The organism is Corallococcus interemptor (genome assembly GCF_003668875.1).
Classification (GTDB): Bacteria; Myxococcota; Myxococcia; order Myxococcales; family Myxococcaceae; genus Corallococcus; species Corallococcus interemptor.
The window spans coordinates 1-15,736 of record NZ_RAWM01000070.1 but is presented as its reverse complement, the minus strand read 5'-3'; the positions used below and the strand labels follow the sequence as shown (position 1 = coordinate 15,736).

Below are 15,736 nucleotides of genomic sequence, written 5' to 3'. Positions count from 1 at the left end.
GGCTCGTGACAGACTCCGCCCGCCGCACACCCACTTCGGGCGCGGGCCGTCCGGGAAGGAATGCTCATGTCTTCGCGTCGCGTGCTGCTGGCTCGGTGCCTGGTGGTGGGGCTGCTGGCCCTGGGCGTCCCGGTGGGGTGCGGAGAGGACCCGAAGGTCCCTTCCCCCCTGGTGGCCCCGGAGAAATGCTCGGTGGAGCTCTCCCCAAGTACGGATCCGTTGCTGGCGAACGGTCAGGACACCATGGTCGTCACGGTCACGCTGCGCAACGCGGACGCCATGCCGCTGTCCGGACGCGTCGTGAACATGCAGGCGGGGACCGGCGACGGCTTCACCCTCTTGCAGGAGAAGGGCCTCACGGATGGCCAGGGGCAGAACCGCGTGGAGGTGCGCGCCACCACCCCGGGCACCAAGACGGTGTACGTGTCGGCGAACGAGCTGGATGGCGTGAGGGTCATCCTCGGCGAGGTGGCGATCGAGTTCCGGTAGCCCCGTCCCCATATCCATGGGGGGCGACTGGCTGAAGCCCGCCCGTCCGCCGCCCGACGGACGGGGCAGGGGAGGGCGTCCACTGCACGGCACCCGCTTGCCTCACCTCACACGGATGCTGCCAGGGCCCCCGGAGCGCATTAGCCTTGGGCACCACACCCACGGCTTGAGAGGAGCCCATCCCGTGTCCGAGCCCCTGGTCCCAGACGCCGCCCGCCATGTCACCTGCCCGCCGGAGGAGTTCCGCCGCGCGAGCGAAGAGGCCCTGGCCAAGGCCCGCGACGGCATCGCGCGTCTGAAGACGCTGCCTGCCTCCACGCCCTCCCAGGACGTCCTGGAGCTGTTCGACGAGTCCTCCGCCGCCCTGGACGACGCCGCCTCGCGCGCCAGCGTCGTGCGCCACACGCACCCGGAGGCCACCCTGCGCGAGGCCGCCGAGCAGTCCGAGCAGGCCATCGAGAACCTGGCCAACGACATCCGCATGGACCGGGGCGTCTACGACGTCCTGGCGCGCGTGGACCTGTCCGGGGCGGACGCCGCCACGCGCAAGTGGATGGAGAAGGTGCTGCGCGACTTCCGCCGCGCCGGCGTGGACCGCGACGACGCCACCCGCGCCAGGGTGAAGGCGCTCCAGGAGGAGCTGGTCCGCATTGGCCAGGAGTTCAGCCGCAACATCAGCCAGGATACCCGCAAGGTGTCGCTGCCCCCGTCCGCGCTGGACGGCCTGCCGGAGGACTACGTGCGCGCGCACGCCCCCGGCGAGGACGGCCAGGTGCGCATCTCCACGGACTACCCGGACCTGGTGCCCTTCCTCACCTACGCGCGCGACGGCAAGGCCCGCGAGGAGCTCTGGCGCGCCAACCGCCAGCGCGGCTACCCCGCCAACGTGGACGTGCTCCAGAAGCTGGTCCAGAAGCGCCACGAGCTGGCCACGCTGCTGGGCTACCCGCACTGGGCCGCCTACGCCACCGAGGACAAGATGGTGCGCACCGCGGACGCCGCGGGCACCTTCATCCGGAAGATCGCCGACGCGTCCGAAGAGCGCATGAAGCGCGACTACGCGGTGCTCCTGGAGCGCAAGCGCAAGGACGACCCGAAGGCCGACAAGGTGAACCCGTGGGACTCCGGCTACCTGGATGACCGCGTGAAGGCGGAGCAGTACGCCTTCGACTCGCAGACGGTGCGCCCGTACTTCGAATACACGCGCGTGAAGCAGGGCGTGCTGGACCTCACCGCGCGCCTCTTCGGCGTCACCTACCGCCCGGTGAAGGACGTGCCCGTGTGGCACCCGGACGTGGAGGTCTACGACGTCTACGAGGGCCCCGCGCTCAAGGGCCGCTTCTTCCTGGACATGCACCCGCGCGCGGACAAGTACAAGCACGCGGCCCAGTTCACGCTGACGAGCGGCAAGTCCGGCCGCCGGCTGCCGGAAGGCGCGCTCATCTGCAACTTCCCCAAGCCCGGCACGGAGCCCGCGCTGATGCAGCACGGCGACGTGGAGACGTTCTTCCACGAGTTCGGCCACCTCTTGCACCACATCTTCGGCGGCCACACGAAGTGGGCGGGCCTGTCCGGCGTGCGCACGGAGTGGGACTTCGTGGAGGCGCCGTCGCAGATGCTGGAGGAGTGGGCGCGCGACGTGACGTGCCTGCAGACCTTCGCGAAGCACTACCAGACGGGAGAGGCGCTGCCCGCGGAGCTGGTGGAGCGCATGCTCGCCGCGGACGAGTTCGGCAAGGGGCTCTTCGTGCGCCAGCAGATGTTCTACGCGGCGCTCAGCCTGGAGCTGTACCGGCGCGACCCGAAGAACCTGGACGCCACCGCGCTCGTGCGTGAGCTGCAGGGCCAGTACATCCCCTTCCCGTACCTGGAGGGGACGTACTTCCACCTCACCTTCGGGCACCTGGATGGGTACTCGTCCAACTACTACACGTACATGTGGTCGTTGGTCATCGCGAAGGACCTCTTCACGGTGTTCCAGACGAAGGGGCTGCTCAACCCGGAGCCCGCGCAGGCCTACCGCCGCGCGGTGCTGGAGCCGGGCGGCTCCGACGACGCCGCGCGCCTCGTGCACCAGTTCCTCGGCCGCGACTACGACTTCCGCGCGTACGAGGCCTGGCTCAACAAGGCCGCCTGAGTGACGGCGAGGGGCCCCGGCTTGAAACGCCGGGGCCGCCCCGAGCCTCACGTCATTCCACGTCGGTCTTCTGCACCCGCCAGATCTCCTCCGCGTACTGCTTGATGGTGCGGTCGGAGGAGAAGATGCCCGCGCGGGCGACGTTGATGATGCACTTCTTCGTCCAGGACTCCTGGTCCTTGTAGGCGCGCGCCACGTCCTCCTGCTTCGCCGCGTAGGCCGCGAAGTCCGCCAGCACGAGGTAGCGGTCCTCGTTGAGCAGGCTGTCCACCAGCGGCTGGAAGAGGTTGCGGTCCTCCGGAGAGAAGAAGCCGGAGCGGATGAGGTCCAACGCCTCGCGCAGCTCCGTGTTGGACTCGTACACCTCACGCGGCCGGTAGCCGGCCTTCTTGCGCGCGATGACCTCGTCCGCCGTGAGCCCGAAGAGGAAGAAGTTCTCGTCGCCCACCGCGTCGCGGATTTCAACGTTGGCGCCGTCCAGCGTGCCCAGCGTCAGCGCGCCGTTGAGCATCAGCTTCATGTTGCCCGTGCCGGAGGCCTCCCAGCCCGCCGTGGAAATCTGCTCGGACACGTCCGCCGCGGGGATGATGCGCTCCGCCAGGCTCACGCGGTAGTTGGGCAGGAACATCACCTGCAGCCCCGTGGCGCCCGCGTCGCTGTTGACGACCTCCGCGATGCCGTTGATGAGCCGGATGGTCAGCTTGGCCAGGTGGTAGCCCGGGGCCGCCTTCGCGCCGAAGAGGAACGCGCGCGGCGTGATGACGCTCGCCGGGTCGCGCCGCGCCTTCATCCACAGCGCCACGATGTGGATGGCGTCCAGCAGCTGCCGCTTGTACTCGTGCAGGCGCTTGATCTGCACGTCGAAGATGGCGTCCGGATTGAGCTGCACCCAGCGCAAATCCCTCACGTGCTGGGCCAGGTCCTCCTTGTTGGCGCGCTTCACCTCACGGAAGGCCTTGCGGAACTCCGCGTCCTCCGCGAGCGGCTCCAGCTTCCGCAACTGATCCAGGTCCGTGACCCAGCCCTCGCCGATGCGGCTGGTGATCAGCTTGGACAGACGCGGGTTGCACCACGCCAGCCAGCGGCGGGGCGTCACGCCGTTGGTCTTGTTGTTGAAGCGCTCCGGGTACATCTGCGCGAAGTCCGGGAGCACGTCGCGGCGCAGCAGGTCCGTGTGCAGCGCGGCCACGCCGTTGATGCTGTGGCTGCCCACGACGGCCAGGTGGGCCATGCGGATCTTCTTCTCCGGGCCCTCCTCCACCAGGCTCATCCGCTGCTGCTTCTCCACGTCGAACGGGTAGCGGATCTGCACCTGGCGCATGAAGCGCTGGTTGATCTCGAAGATGATCTCCAGGTGGCGCGGCAGCAGGCGCTCGAACAGCGACACCGGCCAGCGCTCCATGGCCTCCGCCAGCAGTGTGTGGTTGGTGTAGCCGAACGTCTCCTGGGTGATGGACCACGCCTCGTCCCAGAGCAGGCGCTTCTCGTCCACCAGCACGCGCATCAGCTCCGCCACGCCAATGGCCGGGTGCGTGTCATTGAGCTGGATGGCGCACTTGCGGCTGAAGTCCCGGAAGTCGTCGTGGTTCTTCAGGTAGCGCCGGACGATGTCCGCGATGGAGCACGCCACGAAGAAGTACTGCTGCTTGAGGCGCAGCTCCTTGCCCGCCTGGAACGCGTCGTTGGGGTAGAGGACCTTGGAGATGACCTCCGAGTCGTTCTTCTCCACCACCGACCGCTCGTAGTCACCGGCGTTGAACAGCAGCAGGTCGAACTCCGCGCTCGCGCGCGCCTGCCACAGCCGCAGCGTGTTGACCGTGTTGTTGCCGTAGCCCGCGATGGGCGTGTCGTACGGCACGCCAATCACAGTCTTGCCGCCCACCCAGCGCGCCACCGGCCGGCCATCCGGGCCCTGGTGGTGCTCCACGCGGCCGAAGAAGCGCACCGGCACGGCCTTCTCCGGCCGGACGATCTCCCACGGGTTGCCGAACTTCAGCCACTCGTCCGCGCGCTCGACCTGATGTCCCTCCACCAGGTCCTGGGAGAAGATGCCGAACTCGTAGCGGATGCCGTAGCCCATGCCCGGGTAGCCCAGGGTGGCCAGCGAGTCCAGGAAGCACGCCGCCAGCCGGCCCAGGCCGCCGTTGCCCAGGCCCGCGTCCGGCTCCATCTCCAGCAGCTGCGTCAGGTCCACGCCGACTTCCTGCATGGCGGCGGCGGCGGCCTCGTACATGTTGAGGTTGAGCAGGTTGTTGCCCAGCGCGCGACCCAGCAGGTACTCCGCGGACAGGTAGTAGGCGCGCTTGACGTCCTGCTCGTAGTAGGTGCGCGCCGTCTTCACCCAGCGGTCCGTGAGGCGGTCGCGCACGGCCAGGGACAGCGCCATGAAGCGGTCGTGCGGCGTGGCCGTCTCCGGGTTCTTGCCGCGCGAATAGCGCACGTGTTCGAAGAAGCCGCGACGGACGCTGGCCGCGTCGAGCCCGGTGCGGCCGCTGTCTTCGGGAGTTCCCGAGGCGGAGGGCGGGGGCGCTGCGGGGCGCGCGGAGGCGGGAGGAGCCATAAGTCGGTCGTCTCGAGGGTCGCGAAGAGGTTGAAGGACTGCGGGGCGCACTCGTGCTTTTGACGCGGGCCGCCCATGACGGAAGGCTACCGTGTCACGCCAGCCCAGGGCAGCGGAAACCCACGGCTTCCATGGAGGTCGGCCGCTTCCTCCGTCAGGGAGGGAAGGTGCTGGGGGACCCGCCGTGACGCGGCGCGGCCACAGGGAATGACAGACATCCACACCGCCTTCGTGAGAGGGACCGAAAACGCGCAAAACTGGAGTACAACGCTTACGAATGTCCCTTCCCCTGGATGACCTGGAAGAGCGCATCGCCCTCACCCGGCCCGGGGACACCGTGCGAGGGCTGAGCTTCGCGGCGGTGCTGCGGCTCGTGCACCAGCGGCTGGGGCGTGACGCCTCGGAGCGCCTGCGCGCGCCGCTCATGCAGCGCAGCCCGGTGGACTTCTTCTCCTACCCGGCGGTGGACTTCCTGCGCCTGCTCGCCTTCGCGTCCGAGGCGCTGGAGCCCCAATACGGCACGCGCGACGTGGCCCTGCGGGCGTGCGGAGAGGCCATCGTGGGGACGTTCCTGGAGTCCACGGTGGGGCAGACGCTCCTGCGCCTCACGTCCGGTGGCGGAGACCCCAAGCGGCTCTACAGCAACGCGCCCACGTCGTACTCCACCGCGGTCAGCTACGGACAGCGCGAGTACCAGGCCCTGGGCGACAAGCGGGTGCGGCTCTGCTTCAAGGGCGACCTGCTGCCCGTGCAGGTCCACGAGGGCATCCTCGGCGGCGCCCTCACCGCGCTCCACCGCGAGGGCAGCGTGCGGGGCACCGAGCGCGGCCTGGGCGACTCCGAATTCCTCATCGAGTGGACCTGAAAAAGCGACGGGCCCCGCTCCACCGTGAGGGGGAGGGGGCCCGTGGGCTTGAAGCGCGGGAGGGCGCTACTTCGTGGCGGTGGGCGGCGGGCCCGCCTTGCCGGCGACGGCGGCCACGGACACGGCGTCCAGCTGCTGGGCCATGTCCTGCGCCTTGGCGAGGAAGTCCGACGTCAGCTCCTTGGGCAGCGGATCCGCGCGGGGGAACTTCTGCGTGAGCGGGTTGGCGTAGGCGCCGTTGCGCTTCAGGCCGAAGTGCAGGTGCGGGCCGGTGGAGCGGCCGGTGTTGCCGGAGTAGGCAATCACCTGCTTCTGCCGCACGCGCTGGCCGGTGCGCACGCCGTCGCCAAAGCGCGACAGGTGCATGTACTGCGTCTCCATGCCGTTCGCGTGGCGCAGGACCACCATGTTGCCCGCGGCGCCCGCGTTGCCCGCGGACACGACGGTGCCGTCCGCCACGGCCCACACCGGGGTGCCAATGGGCGTGCCGTAGTCCACGCCGTTGTGGTTCTTCACGTACTGGAGCACCGGGTGGAAGCGCGACCCGAAGCTGCTGGTGACGTGCGCGTACTTCAGCGGGCTCTTGAGGAAGGTCTTCTTCGCGCTGGCGCCGTCCTCCTGGAAGAAGTTGGCCTCGCCGTTGGGCAGCACGTAGCGGAACACGCGCTTGTTGCCCACCAGGCCGCCTTCATACGTGGCCGCCAGCACCTCGCCGTAGCGCAGCACGCGGCCCTTGGAGACGAACTTCTCCACCAGGGCCTTGGCCCGGTCGCCCTTGCGCACGTCCCGGTAGAAGTCGATGTCCCACGCGAACACGTCCGACAGCACCAGGCCGATGGACGGGTCCTCACCGGCCGCCAGCGTCGCCTCGTACAGGGACGAGTTGATCTCCAGCGAGACCACCGACACCTGCTTCTCCACCTCGATGGAGCGCTTGCTGCCGACGTACTTCTCCCCGTCGCGGCGCACCTGCCACTCGTCCACGGTGCTCTGGCGGTAGTCGAAGAAGTCCAGCTCGCCGTTCTTCATCACCAGCCGGAACTGGTCACCCACGCGCGACTTGCGGAAGTCGAACACGCCCTCCAGCGCGGAGATGACCGCCGTCACCTGCTCGTCGGGCAGGGCCGCGTCGTGCAGCGCACCCGCCAGCGTCTGGCGCGGCTCGATGCGGCGGTTCTTGATTTCGAACTGGGTGGCGGCTTCGGACGTCGAAGCCACCCCGAGGGCGGCAAGGCACAGGAGGGAAGCGGTCTTCATGGGGGGCGATACAGGATTGTAGAGGACTGTTGGTCCTCCGCCCAAATCCTGACCGCACTTCGCCGCCCGCCTGCCTGCTTGCTGGTTACAGCTCCACTTTCTTTTCCGAGTGGTGCTGCCCGTCGTAGCGCAGGAGGGTCCCCTTGCCGTCGTAGCGGGTGATGATGTTCACCGGCCGGCGCCACAGGGACTGGAGGTTGCGCAGCGTCTCCCGCGCGTAGTCGCCCTTCAAATCCTGCCCGTCGTGCTTGTGCGCGAGCAGCAGCTCCGAGCGGTTCTCGTAGTTGCCGTCCACCACTTCGATGATGGGCTGGCCGAAGTTGGTGAGGGACGTGAGCAGCTTGTTCTTCACCTTGCGGAACTCGCGGTCCAAAATCTCCCACGAGTTGCGCTTGTCGTTGAAGCCGTAGACGAAGAGCTTCTGCTGCTGGGCGAACTCGGCGGTGAGGAACGTGTCGATGAAGGTGATGTCGTTGTAGTGCTTGCGCACCTCGAAAATCTTCTCCCGCCCCGCGCCCAGCTTCTTGTCCCAGGCCTGGCGCGCGCGAAGGTCATCGCACTCGTCCCACTCCTTGCCGAACTTGCCCTTGTTCCACCGGTCCTCGATGTCCCGCCACAGCTCGATGCCCAGCTTGTACGGGTTGATGGCGCCGGGGCGCACGCCCATGGTGCCGGAGTGGTGGTCCGCGTAGTCGATAATCTCGTCGTCGCGCAGCGCCCGGCGGGTCATGATGGTGGAGTGCCAGTAGCTGGCCCACCCCTCGTTCATGATCTTCGTCTGGCCCTGCGGCGCGAAGTAGTACGCCTCGTCGCGGAGGATGGAGAGGATGTCCACCTCCCACGGCTCCAGCGGCGCGTGCTCCAGCAGGAAGTAGAGCACGTCGCGCTGCGGGCGCTCCGGGAAGCGCTTGCGCTGCTGCTTCTCGTCCTCCGCGCGCTTGCGCTGGGAGTCCATGAACTCGGAGGGGTTGATGAAGCCGCGCATGTACTCGCGGTTCACCTTGAAGCCCTCCACGCGCTCGTTGGACTTCGCCTCTTCCTCCGCGCGCTGCGGGTCTGGATTCCGCCGGATGTGGGGCGCGTGCTGGTCGATGAGGTTCTCCAGCGACAGCGTCCGGTCGATGAAGTCCTCCACCTTCTCCACGCCAATCTTGTCCACCCACCGCCGGACGCGGGTGGCGTGGTTGGCCATGTCGTCAATCATCCGGCGGTTGGTGTGCCGGAAGGAGAAGTTGTTCTTGAAGAAGTCGCAGTGACCGTAGACGTGGGCCATCACCAGCTTCTGGTCCACCTCCGGGTTGCTCTCCATCAAGTAGGCGTAGCAGGGGTCGTTGTTGATGACGAGCTCGTAGATCTTCGACAGCCCGTACTCGTACCCCTTCGCCAGCTGCTCGTACTCCATGCCCCAGCGCCAGTGGGGATAGCGGGTGGGGAAGCCGCCGTAGGCGGCCACCATGTTCATCTCGTCGTAGGACACCATCTCGAAGACGGTGTCGAAGAAATCCAGGCCGAACTCCTTGGCGTAGCCGTGGATTTCATCCCGAAGCGCGGCGAGTCGCGGCGTGAGGCTCTTGGGCATTGGGGCGGTGGCTCCGGTGGGGAATGAGACAGAAGCGCCTTTCAGCGCCCCTTGCCGAGGAAGTCCTTGATGGAGGCGTAGATGGCGTCCTTGTCCGCGATCTCGCTCAGCGCGACGTTGTTCGTGTCACCCACCGCCTCGCGCAGGTCCTTGATGAACTGCCCGCTGCCGTAGGGGGACTCCACCTGCCCGTAGGCGAACTGGTTCACCTGCGGGAGGATGTCGTTGCGGAGCATCTCAATGCACTGGCGCGTGTCGTCCGCGCTCCAGTTGTCCCCGTCGCTGAAGTGGAACGGGTAGATGTTCCACGCGCTCTTCGGGTAGTCCGCCTGGATGATGTCCCGGCACAGCTTGTACGCGCTGGAGATCATCGTCCCGCCGGACTCGCGGGTGTGGAAGAACGTGTCGCGGTCCACTTCGCGCGCCACCGCGTCGTGGATGATGTAGCGCGACTCCAGGCCCTTGTACTGGTGCTTGAGCCACGTATCGAGCCAGAAGCTCTCGATGCGGACGATCTCCTTCTGCTCGTCTCCCATCGAGCCGGACACGTCCATCATGTAGATGATGACCGCGTTCGTCTCCGGCAGCTCCTGCAGCTTGTAGCTGCGGTAGCGCCGGTCCTCGCGCGTGGGGATGATGACCGGCATCTTCGGGTCGTAGGTGCCGGTGGCGATCTGCCGCTTCAGGGCCTGCTTGAAGGTGCGCTTGAAGTGGCGCAGGGACTCCGGACCCGTGGTGTTCACGCCGGTGTACTTCACCTTCTGCGTGACGATGCGCTCGTTCTGCCGCCGTTCAATCCGCGGCAGCTGGAGTTCTTCGCCAAGAATCTGCGCCAGCTCCTCCAGCGTGACGTCCACCTCCAGGGCGTGATCGCCTTCGCCCTGGCCGGCCTGATGCCCGTCCCCGGGCTCCACCGCCCCGGGGCCGAGCTGCTGACCCACGTCACCGTCACCCTGTCCGACGCCGCCCTGCTCCTTGTGGCCGTACTTGAAGCGCGGGATGTCGATGAAGGGGATGGGGATGCTGATGGCATCCTTGCCCTTCTTGCCCAGCATCTCGCCCTTCTGCACGTACTTGCGCAGGTTGGCTTTGATCTTCCCGCGGACGATCTGTTTGAAGCGGGAGTGGTCCTGGTGGATCTTCAAGGTCACGGTGTCACGTCCCTCTTGGAGTCAATTCGCCAGGCGTTACTCCTTGGCGTCACCGCGGGCGAAGATGCTGGCCACGAAGTTCAGCACGTCCGTGGAGCAGATCTCGCAGTACCCGTAGTTCTTCATCATCCGGTCCTTCACCAGGTCGATCTTCTCCTGGGTCTCCTTGTCCACGACGGACGACACCAGGTTCTTGAGCTTGATGCTGTCCTTCTGGTCCTCGAACAGCTTCAGCTCCAGCGCCTTGTGCAGCCGCTCGTTGGTCCGGTAGTTGAAGGTCTTGCCCTCCACGGCGAGCGCGCCGATGTAGTTCATGATCTCGCCGCGGAAGTCGTCCTTGCGGCTCTCGGGGATGTCGATCTTCTCTTCAATCGACCGCATCAAGCGCTCATCCGGCACTTCATAAATACCGGTGTACTTGTTGCGGACCTTCTCCTTCTGGGTGAAGGCCTTGATGTTGTCGATGTAGTTGCCGCACAGCTTGCCGATGGCGTCCTCGTCGGCGCTGATGGCGCGCTGGACCTCGTTCTTGACGATGTCCTCGTACTCCTGCTTCACCGTGGTGAGCAGCTCCTTCATCCGCTTGCGCGCGTCCTCGGTGTTGATGAGGGAGTGCGTCTTCAAGCCGGCTTCCAGCTCGTTGAGCACCATGAAGGGGTTGATGCAGCCCTCGCCCTTGTCGCTCACCAGGGCGTTGGAGATCTTGTCCTGGATGTAGCGGGCGCTGATGCCCTCCAGGCCCTCGCGCACGGACTCCTTGCGCAGTTCCTTGATGTTGTCCTCGGTGAAGTTGGGGAGCGTCTTGCCGTTGTAGAGCTTGAGCTTCTGCAGGAGCGACAGGTTGTGCTTCTTGGGCTCCTCCAGGCGCGTGAGGACGGCCCACATGGCGGCCATCTCCAGCGTGTGCGGGGCGATGTGCTTGCCCTTGATGGCGCGGGAGTTGAAGTCCTTCTCGTAGATCTTCACCTCCTCGGCCAGCTTGGTGATGTACGGGATGTCAATCTTCACCGTACGGTCGCGCAAGGCCTCCATGAACTCGTTGTTCTCGAGCTTCTTGTACTCGGGCTCGTTGGTGTGCCCGATGATGACCTCGTCGATGTCCGTCTGAGGGAACTTCTTCGGCTTGATCTTGTGCTCCTGCGACGCGCCGAGCAGGTCGTAGAGGAACGCGACGTCCAGCTTGAGCACCTCGACGAACTCGATGACGCCGCGGTTGGCGATGTTGAACTCGCCGTCGAAGTTGAAGGCGCGCGGGTCGGAGTCCGAGCCGTACTCGGCGATCTTCCGGTAGTTGATGTCGCCGGTGAGCTCCGTGGAGTCCTGGTTCTTCTCGTCCTTGGGCTGGAAGGTGCCAATGCCCACGCGGTCCTTCTCACTGAAGATGAGCCGGTTGACGTGGACGTGGCCCATGACCTTGGCGAAGTCTCCGCCGTACTGGGTCATCAGCTCCTTGAAGACGAAGCGGCAGGCGGGGCACAGCTCGCAGCCGTTGGGAATCGTGTAGCCGGACTCCGGCGGGGACAGCTCGGAGAAGACCTTGTCACGCCACTCGCGCGGGATGAGGTTGAGGGGCTCCTCGTTCATCGGGCACTTCATCTTCTCCTTCGTCACCGTGCCGTCCGGCTGCTTCTTGTCGGTGAGCCAGGAGAAGGTGTACGCGGCGCCCTCCGGCGTCTTCGAGTACTCCTCCATGCCCTTCTTGAGCAGGCGGGCGATGGTGGACTTGGACGAGCCCACGGGCCCGTGCAGGAGGATGACGCGCTTCTCCGTGCCGTAGCCTTGCGCCGCGGACTTGAAGACGTTGACCAGCTTCATCAGCGGCACGTCCAGGCCGAAGATGGCGTCCCGGCCGCCGAAGCGCTCGTCGCTGAAGAAGTGGTAGCGGGTGAGCTTCTTCTTGTTGTCGATGTACTCCGACTTCCCGTGGCTGAGGATCATGTCGTAGATCCTCTGGAAGGCGGTGCGGGTGACCTTGGGGTTCTTGCGGACGATTTCGAGGTAGTCCTCGAAAGAGCCCTCCCAGTTGAGTTCCGCGTAGGTCTTCACGTCCTGGAACGCGGCGATTCTGGAGACCCACGAGCCCTTCTCAGCGTCCTTCATGTCTCTCCCTCGTAGCCTCACAGGCGGACGCGAGAACTCGCGTGCTTCCGGGAGGCCAACATGGTGAACCTGGAGGGCTGGAAGGCCATTCCACACCCACTCCGAAGAGGTCCCAGGCGACGACAATCGCGATGCTTCAGCCCCTTCGGGACCCCGCCGCGGAGTGGGACCGCGCGTTCGGCTCGTGTCGGAGGGGAGCCGCCCTCCTCCACGGGGTGAAAAGGCACTTCGATTATAAGGACCGGGACGCGCGCTGGGAGGAGCCCCCCCGGTGCGATGTGTCCGGTCCCACCTCACCCAAGCGCGTACTTCCCGACGCTTGGGCTTTTGCTGGAGGACATCCCGTCCGGGCAGGCCCTCCCTGTGGGGCGGCGTCCGTGTCCGCTCCACATGTCGGCGTGACGGCCGGCGCGCCGGTTCCATCCCGTCCAGAACGGTCCGTAACGGCGCGAAATCCACGCTGCCCGGCGAAGTGGTTCCCGAGCCGGAGCAGGGCAGGCGGGCGGGCACCGGGCAGGGAGGTGGGACGCTGACTTGGCTTTGAGCCCTGCCTGCGTATCCTCGCGCGCGCCATGGTTCCCGCTTCGAGTCCCGCCGCCCTTGCTTCCCCTCCCGCCGCCGTGCCCGGTCTGTCCGCGGTGCCCGCACCCCAGCCCGAGCCGTCCATCCGGTGGTTGGTGGGCCTGCTGCTGTTGGCGGCGCTGCTCCCCCGGCTGGGGGTGTTCTTCATCAACGAGAACCTGTTCGGTGACGCGGTGGTGCGCACGGAGCTGGCGGAGCGGTGGCTCGCCGACCCGCACGTCATCACGTCCTACAAGGACGGCACGTACCAGTTCGGGCCGCTGCACGTGTACCTGGTGGGAGCGGTGCTGTCGGTGTTCGAGCGCGACGTCGCGGGCCGGCTGGTGAGCCTGTTGTTCGGCGTGGCGTCGGTGGTGCCGTTGTTCGCGCTGACGCGGCGGCTGTTCGGCTGGCGCGCGGGCGTGGCGGCGGGGCTGGCCTTCAGCGCGTGGGGCATGCACCTGCAGTTCTCCACCACGGCGGGCAGCGAGGCGGTGTCGCTCTTCTTCATGCTGGCGGTGTTCGCGCTGGTGGCGGAGGGCGTGGAGGAGAACCGCTTCCAGCCGCTCTTCTGGGGCGCGGTGCTGCTCAACTTCGCGTGCGCGCTTCGCTACGACGCCTGGCTGTACATCCCGCTCATCACGGTGGCGCTGGTGTTCAGCAGCGAGGACCGGGTGGCGTCACTCACGCGCGCGGTGGGCTTTGGCCTGGTGTGCCTGCCGTTCCCGCTGCTGTGGATGCAGGGCAACGAGCTGGCGCACGGTGACCCGTTCTTCCCCATCAACGCGGTGGAGGGCTTCCACAAGCAGTGGGTGGCGGACTCCGGCGGGGCGGGAGGGGCGATTGGCTGGCGGCTGCAGCAGCTGGGGTTCTGGCCCGCGGTGGCGCTCTTCACGCTGACGCCGGGCGTGGCGCTGCTGGGCGGCGTGGGCATGGTGCGCGCGTGGAAGAAGCACCCGGAGACGCGCTGGCTGGTGGTGATGGCGGTGCTGCCCACGGTGTACTTCACGCTGCGCGCGGCGGTGCTCCTGAACTTCGTGCCCCTGGCCCGCTTCACGGTGACGCAGCTGGTGCTGCTGCCGGTGTTCATGGCGCCGGGCCTGGCGGCGCTGGTGGGTAACAAGGGGCCCTTCGCGCGCCGCGCGGTGGTGGGCGTGAGCGCGGTGCTGGCGGTGGTGATGCCGGTGGCGCTGGGCCTCTACACGTTCCGCACGGAGGGCGGGCTGCATGACTCGCTGCGCCCGGTGAGCCCCACGTCCACGAACCCCGTGGCGGTGATGCAGGTGGCGCGCTTCCTCAGGGAGGAGGTGGCGGCGAAGGGCGGCGCGGCGGCCATCGATGATGATCCGCGCTACATGGACCTGCAGGTGGCCTTCTTCTCCACGCTGCCGGAGATGCGCATGGCGCGCGTGCGCTGGGACACGTTCCGCCAGCGCCTGCAGGACGCGCGGCCGGAGGTGCTGGTGCGCTTCGACGGCGGCAAGCTGGTGAAGGACCCGGGCGTGACGCTGGACGGGCGCACGCTGACGCTGGACGGCGTGGTGTACCAGGAGCAGGACGGGTTCTCCGCCCCGCTGCACGTGTACCGGCGCCAGCCGTAGTCAGGCGAGGGCTTCAGCCCTCCGGGTCGTAGTTGTCGTCGTAGCCGTCGTCGTCCTTGGGGCGGTGCGCGTCCAGCCAGCCCTGCAGGATGAACTGCGCGGCGAGCTGATCAATCACCTCCCGCCGCTTCTCCCGGCGCACGTCCGCTTCCAGCAGGGTGCGCTGGGCGGCCACGGTGGACAGCCGCTCGTCCCACAGCTCCACGGGCAGGCCGAGCGCGCTCTCCAGCACCTGCGCGAACTTGCGCGTGGCCTCCGCGCGGGGCCCCTCCGAGCCGTTCATGTTGAGGGGCAGCCCCAGGACGAAGCGCGTCACCTCGTGCTCCTTCACCAGCCGGGACAGCTCCGCCAGGTCCCCCTTGAGCGAGGTGCGCCGCACGGTGGTGACCGCCTGGGCGGTGAGCCCCAGTCCATCCGAGACGGCCACCCCGATGGTCTTGGTGCCGTAGTCGAGCCCGAAGGTGCGCATGGGCGCGGGACTCTAGCCGCAATCCTCCCGGGCGGACCGACCCGTCCGTGAGTGGGGACGCGGCGGAGGGGCCTGGCTGTCCAACCCCGCGTTTCGACTCGCCCCGCGCGCGGCCGCGCCCGGCACCGCCGCTGCAATGCCCGTCCGCGTCCGAAGAGACGGCGCGCGGCACCCACTTCAACCCGCCGCGCGGGAGTAGCGATGCTCGACATCCTGAAAGGCGTGGCGAACCTGCTGGGCGGTCCCATGACCGCCGTGGCCGACCTGGCGGGGGACGCCCTGGGGCTTCCCCCCGTCCTCACGAACTCCATCAAGACGGCCGCGGGGGTGATGAGCGGCAACGTGATGATGGCGGCCAGCGGCGCGCTGGGCGTGGCGGATGAGCTGAAGAAGCACCCGTCCGCGAAGACGGAGTACTGCGCACCCCAGGACGCGGCGAAGGCGGGCATGGGCTACGCCCCGGGCACCGCGTCGTCCGGGTCCACGCAGGCGGGGGGCACGTCCGGAAGCCGCAGCCCGTTGGATCCCAAGCTGCTGGACTACGCGGACTCGCTGCGCACGCTGGAGGCGAACTTCGGCTACCTGGACCTGCTGGACGGCAAGAAGGACGGCACGCTGTCGCACGCGGACCTCCAGCGCATCTCGCAGGACAAGAACGTGTCGCCTTCGCTGCGGGACGCGGCGAAGTTCCTCGTCGACAACCGGACCTTCTTCGAACAGCTGGACACGGCGAAGTCGACGTTCCTCCAGCTGCCGGTGCCGGCCTTCAACGACGACCGCTTCGACCTGCGCAGCCTCCAGCAGGAGTCCAAGCGGCTGGCCTCGGAGTTCGCGAAGTACGGACGCCCGGAGCGCCCGGGCAGCCGTCCGCCCCCGTCGACGCAGGACTGTAAGCCCGCGCCGAAGGACTGCGCGCCGCCCGCCACCGGGGGCGGCTCCAGGCCGGGGCCGGGGAGCGGCACGGGGC

The 15,736-nt window shown here is 67.5% G+C and carries 10 protein-coding genes and 1 pseudogene; 5 read left to right on the top strand and 6 right to left on the bottom strand.

Features of this window, described 5'->3' with window-relative positions; all coding sequences use genetic code 11:
• Positions 1–66 precede the first annotated feature (66 nt).
• A complete protein-coding gene (locus tag D7X96_RS23510) occupies positions 67–489 on the top strand; it encodes an Ig-like domain-containing protein (protein ID WP_158626619.1) in 423 nt (140 codons plus the stop codon).
• Positions 490–673: 184 nt separating this feature from the next.
• On the top strand, positions 674–2,626 hold the full coding sequence (locus tag D7X96_RS23505) for a M3 family metallopeptidase (protein ID WP_121770753.1): 1,953 nt from the start codon (positions 674–676) through the stop codon (positions 2,624–2,626).
• 52 nt (positions 2,627–2,678) lie between these two features.
• Here D7X96_RS23505 and D7X96_RS23500 read toward each other — a convergent pair whose 3' ends face one another.
• Positions 2,679–5,186: a glycogen/starch/alpha-glucan phosphorylase gene (locus D7X96_RS23500; RefSeq protein ID WP_120549433.1), complete on the bottom strand. Its 2,508-nt coding sequence runs from the start codon at positions 5,184–5,186 to the stop codon at positions 2,679–2,681.
• Positions 5,187–5,463: 277 nt separating this feature from the next.
• On the opposite strand from D7X96_RS23500, the gene D7X96_RS23495 reads away from it, so the two are divergent.
• Positions 5,464–6,051, top strand: coding sequence for a DUF2378 family protein (locus D7X96_RS23495; protein ID WP_120549432.1), 588 nt, complete (start codon positions 5,464–5,466; stop codon positions 6,049–6,051).
• Positions 6,052–6,117: 66 nt separating this feature from the next.
• Here the strand turns inward: D7X96_RS23495 and D7X96_RS23490 are convergent, their stop codons facing one another.
• The 4 genes from D7X96_RS23490 to D7X96_RS23475 form a co-directional block, all read right to left on the bottom strand.
• Positions 6,118–7,308 carry a peptidoglycan DD-metalloendopeptidase family protein gene (locus tag D7X96_RS23490; protein ID WP_120549431.1) on the bottom strand — a complete coding sequence of 397 codons (1,191 nt, stop codon included), beginning with the start codon at positions 7,306–7,308 and terminating at the stop codon, positions 6,118–6,120.
• A gap of 85 nt (positions 7,309–7,393) precedes the next feature.
• Complete coding sequence (locus D7X96_RS23485; RefSeq protein WP_120549430.1) at positions 7,394–8,887, bottom strand: SpoVR family protein; 1,494 nt, start codon at positions 8,885–8,887, stop codon at positions 7,394–7,396.
• A gap of 41 nt (positions 8,888–8,928) precedes the next feature.
• Complete coding sequence (locus D7X96_RS23480; protein WP_120549429.1) at positions 8,929–10,038, bottom strand: DUF444 family protein; 1,110 nt, start codon at positions 10,036–10,038, stop codon at positions 8,929–8,931.
• A gap of 36 nt (positions 10,039–10,074) precedes the next feature.
• Positions 10,075–12,138 (bottom strand): PrkA family serine protein kinase, encoded by a 2,064-nt coding sequence (locus tag D7X96_RS23475; RefSeq protein WP_014399123.1) that lies wholly within the window; start codon positions 12,136–12,138, stop codon positions 10,075–10,077.
• A gap of 572 nt (positions 12,139–12,710) precedes the next feature.
• Between D7X96_RS23475 and D7X96_RS23470 the strand changes: the two genes are divergently transcribed.
• Positions 12,711–14,300 (top strand): ArnT family glycosyltransferase, encoded by a 1,590-nt coding sequence (locus D7X96_RS23470; protein ID WP_121770752.1) that lies wholly within the window; start codon positions 12,711–12,713, stop codon positions 14,298–14,300.
• A gap of 13 nt (positions 14,301–14,313) precedes the next feature.
• On the opposite strand, the gene ruvX is transcribed toward D7X96_RS23470, so the two are convergent.
• Complete coding sequence (gene ruvX, locus D7X96_RS23465) at positions 14,314–14,769, bottom strand: Holliday junction resolvase RuvX (RefSeq protein WP_121725655.1); 456 nt, start codon at positions 14,767–14,769, stop codon at positions 14,314–14,316.
• Between the two features lie 201 nt (positions 14,770–14,970).
• Between ruvX and D7X96_RS23460 the strand changes: the two are divergent.
• A pseudogene (locus D7X96_RS23460) lies at positions 14,971–15,736 on the top strand (hypothetical protein); the annotation flags it as partial.

Bases quoted from the DNA above. Each gene is read 5' to 3' on its own strand.
- D7X96_RS23490 (WP_120549431.1), bottom strand. From the start codon at position 7,308: ATGAAGACCGCTTCCCTCCTGTGCCTTGCCGCCCTCGGGGTGGCTTCG.
- D7X96_RS23475 (WP_014399123.1), bottom strand. From the start codon at position 12,138: ATGAAGGACGCTGAGAAGGGCTCGTGGGTCTCCAGAATCGCCGCGTTC.
- D7X96_RS23510 (WP_158626619.1), top strand. From the start codon at position 67: ATGTCTTCGCGTCGCGTGCTGCTGGCTCGGTGCCTGGTGGTGGGGCTG.
- ruvX (WP_121725655.1), bottom strand. From the start codon at position 14,769: ATGCGCACCTTCGGGCTCGACTACGGCACCAAGACCATCGGGGTGGCC.
- D7X96_RS23500 (WP_120549433.1), bottom strand. From the start codon at position 5,186: ATGGCTCCTCCCGCCTCCGCGCGCCCCGCAGCGCCCCCGCCCTCCGCC.
- D7X96_RS23495 (WP_120549432.1), top strand. From the start codon at position 5,464: ATGTCCCTTCCCCTGGATGACCTGGAAGAGCGCATCGCCCTCACCCGG.
- D7X96_RS23470 (WP_121770752.1), top strand. From the start codon at position 12,711: ATGGTTCCCGCTTCGAGTCCCGCCGCCCTTGCTTCCCCTCCCGCCGCC.
- D7X96_RS23485 (WP_120549430.1), bottom strand. From the start codon at position 8,887: ATGCCCAAGAGCCTCACGCCGCGACTCGCCGCGCTTCGGGATGAAATC.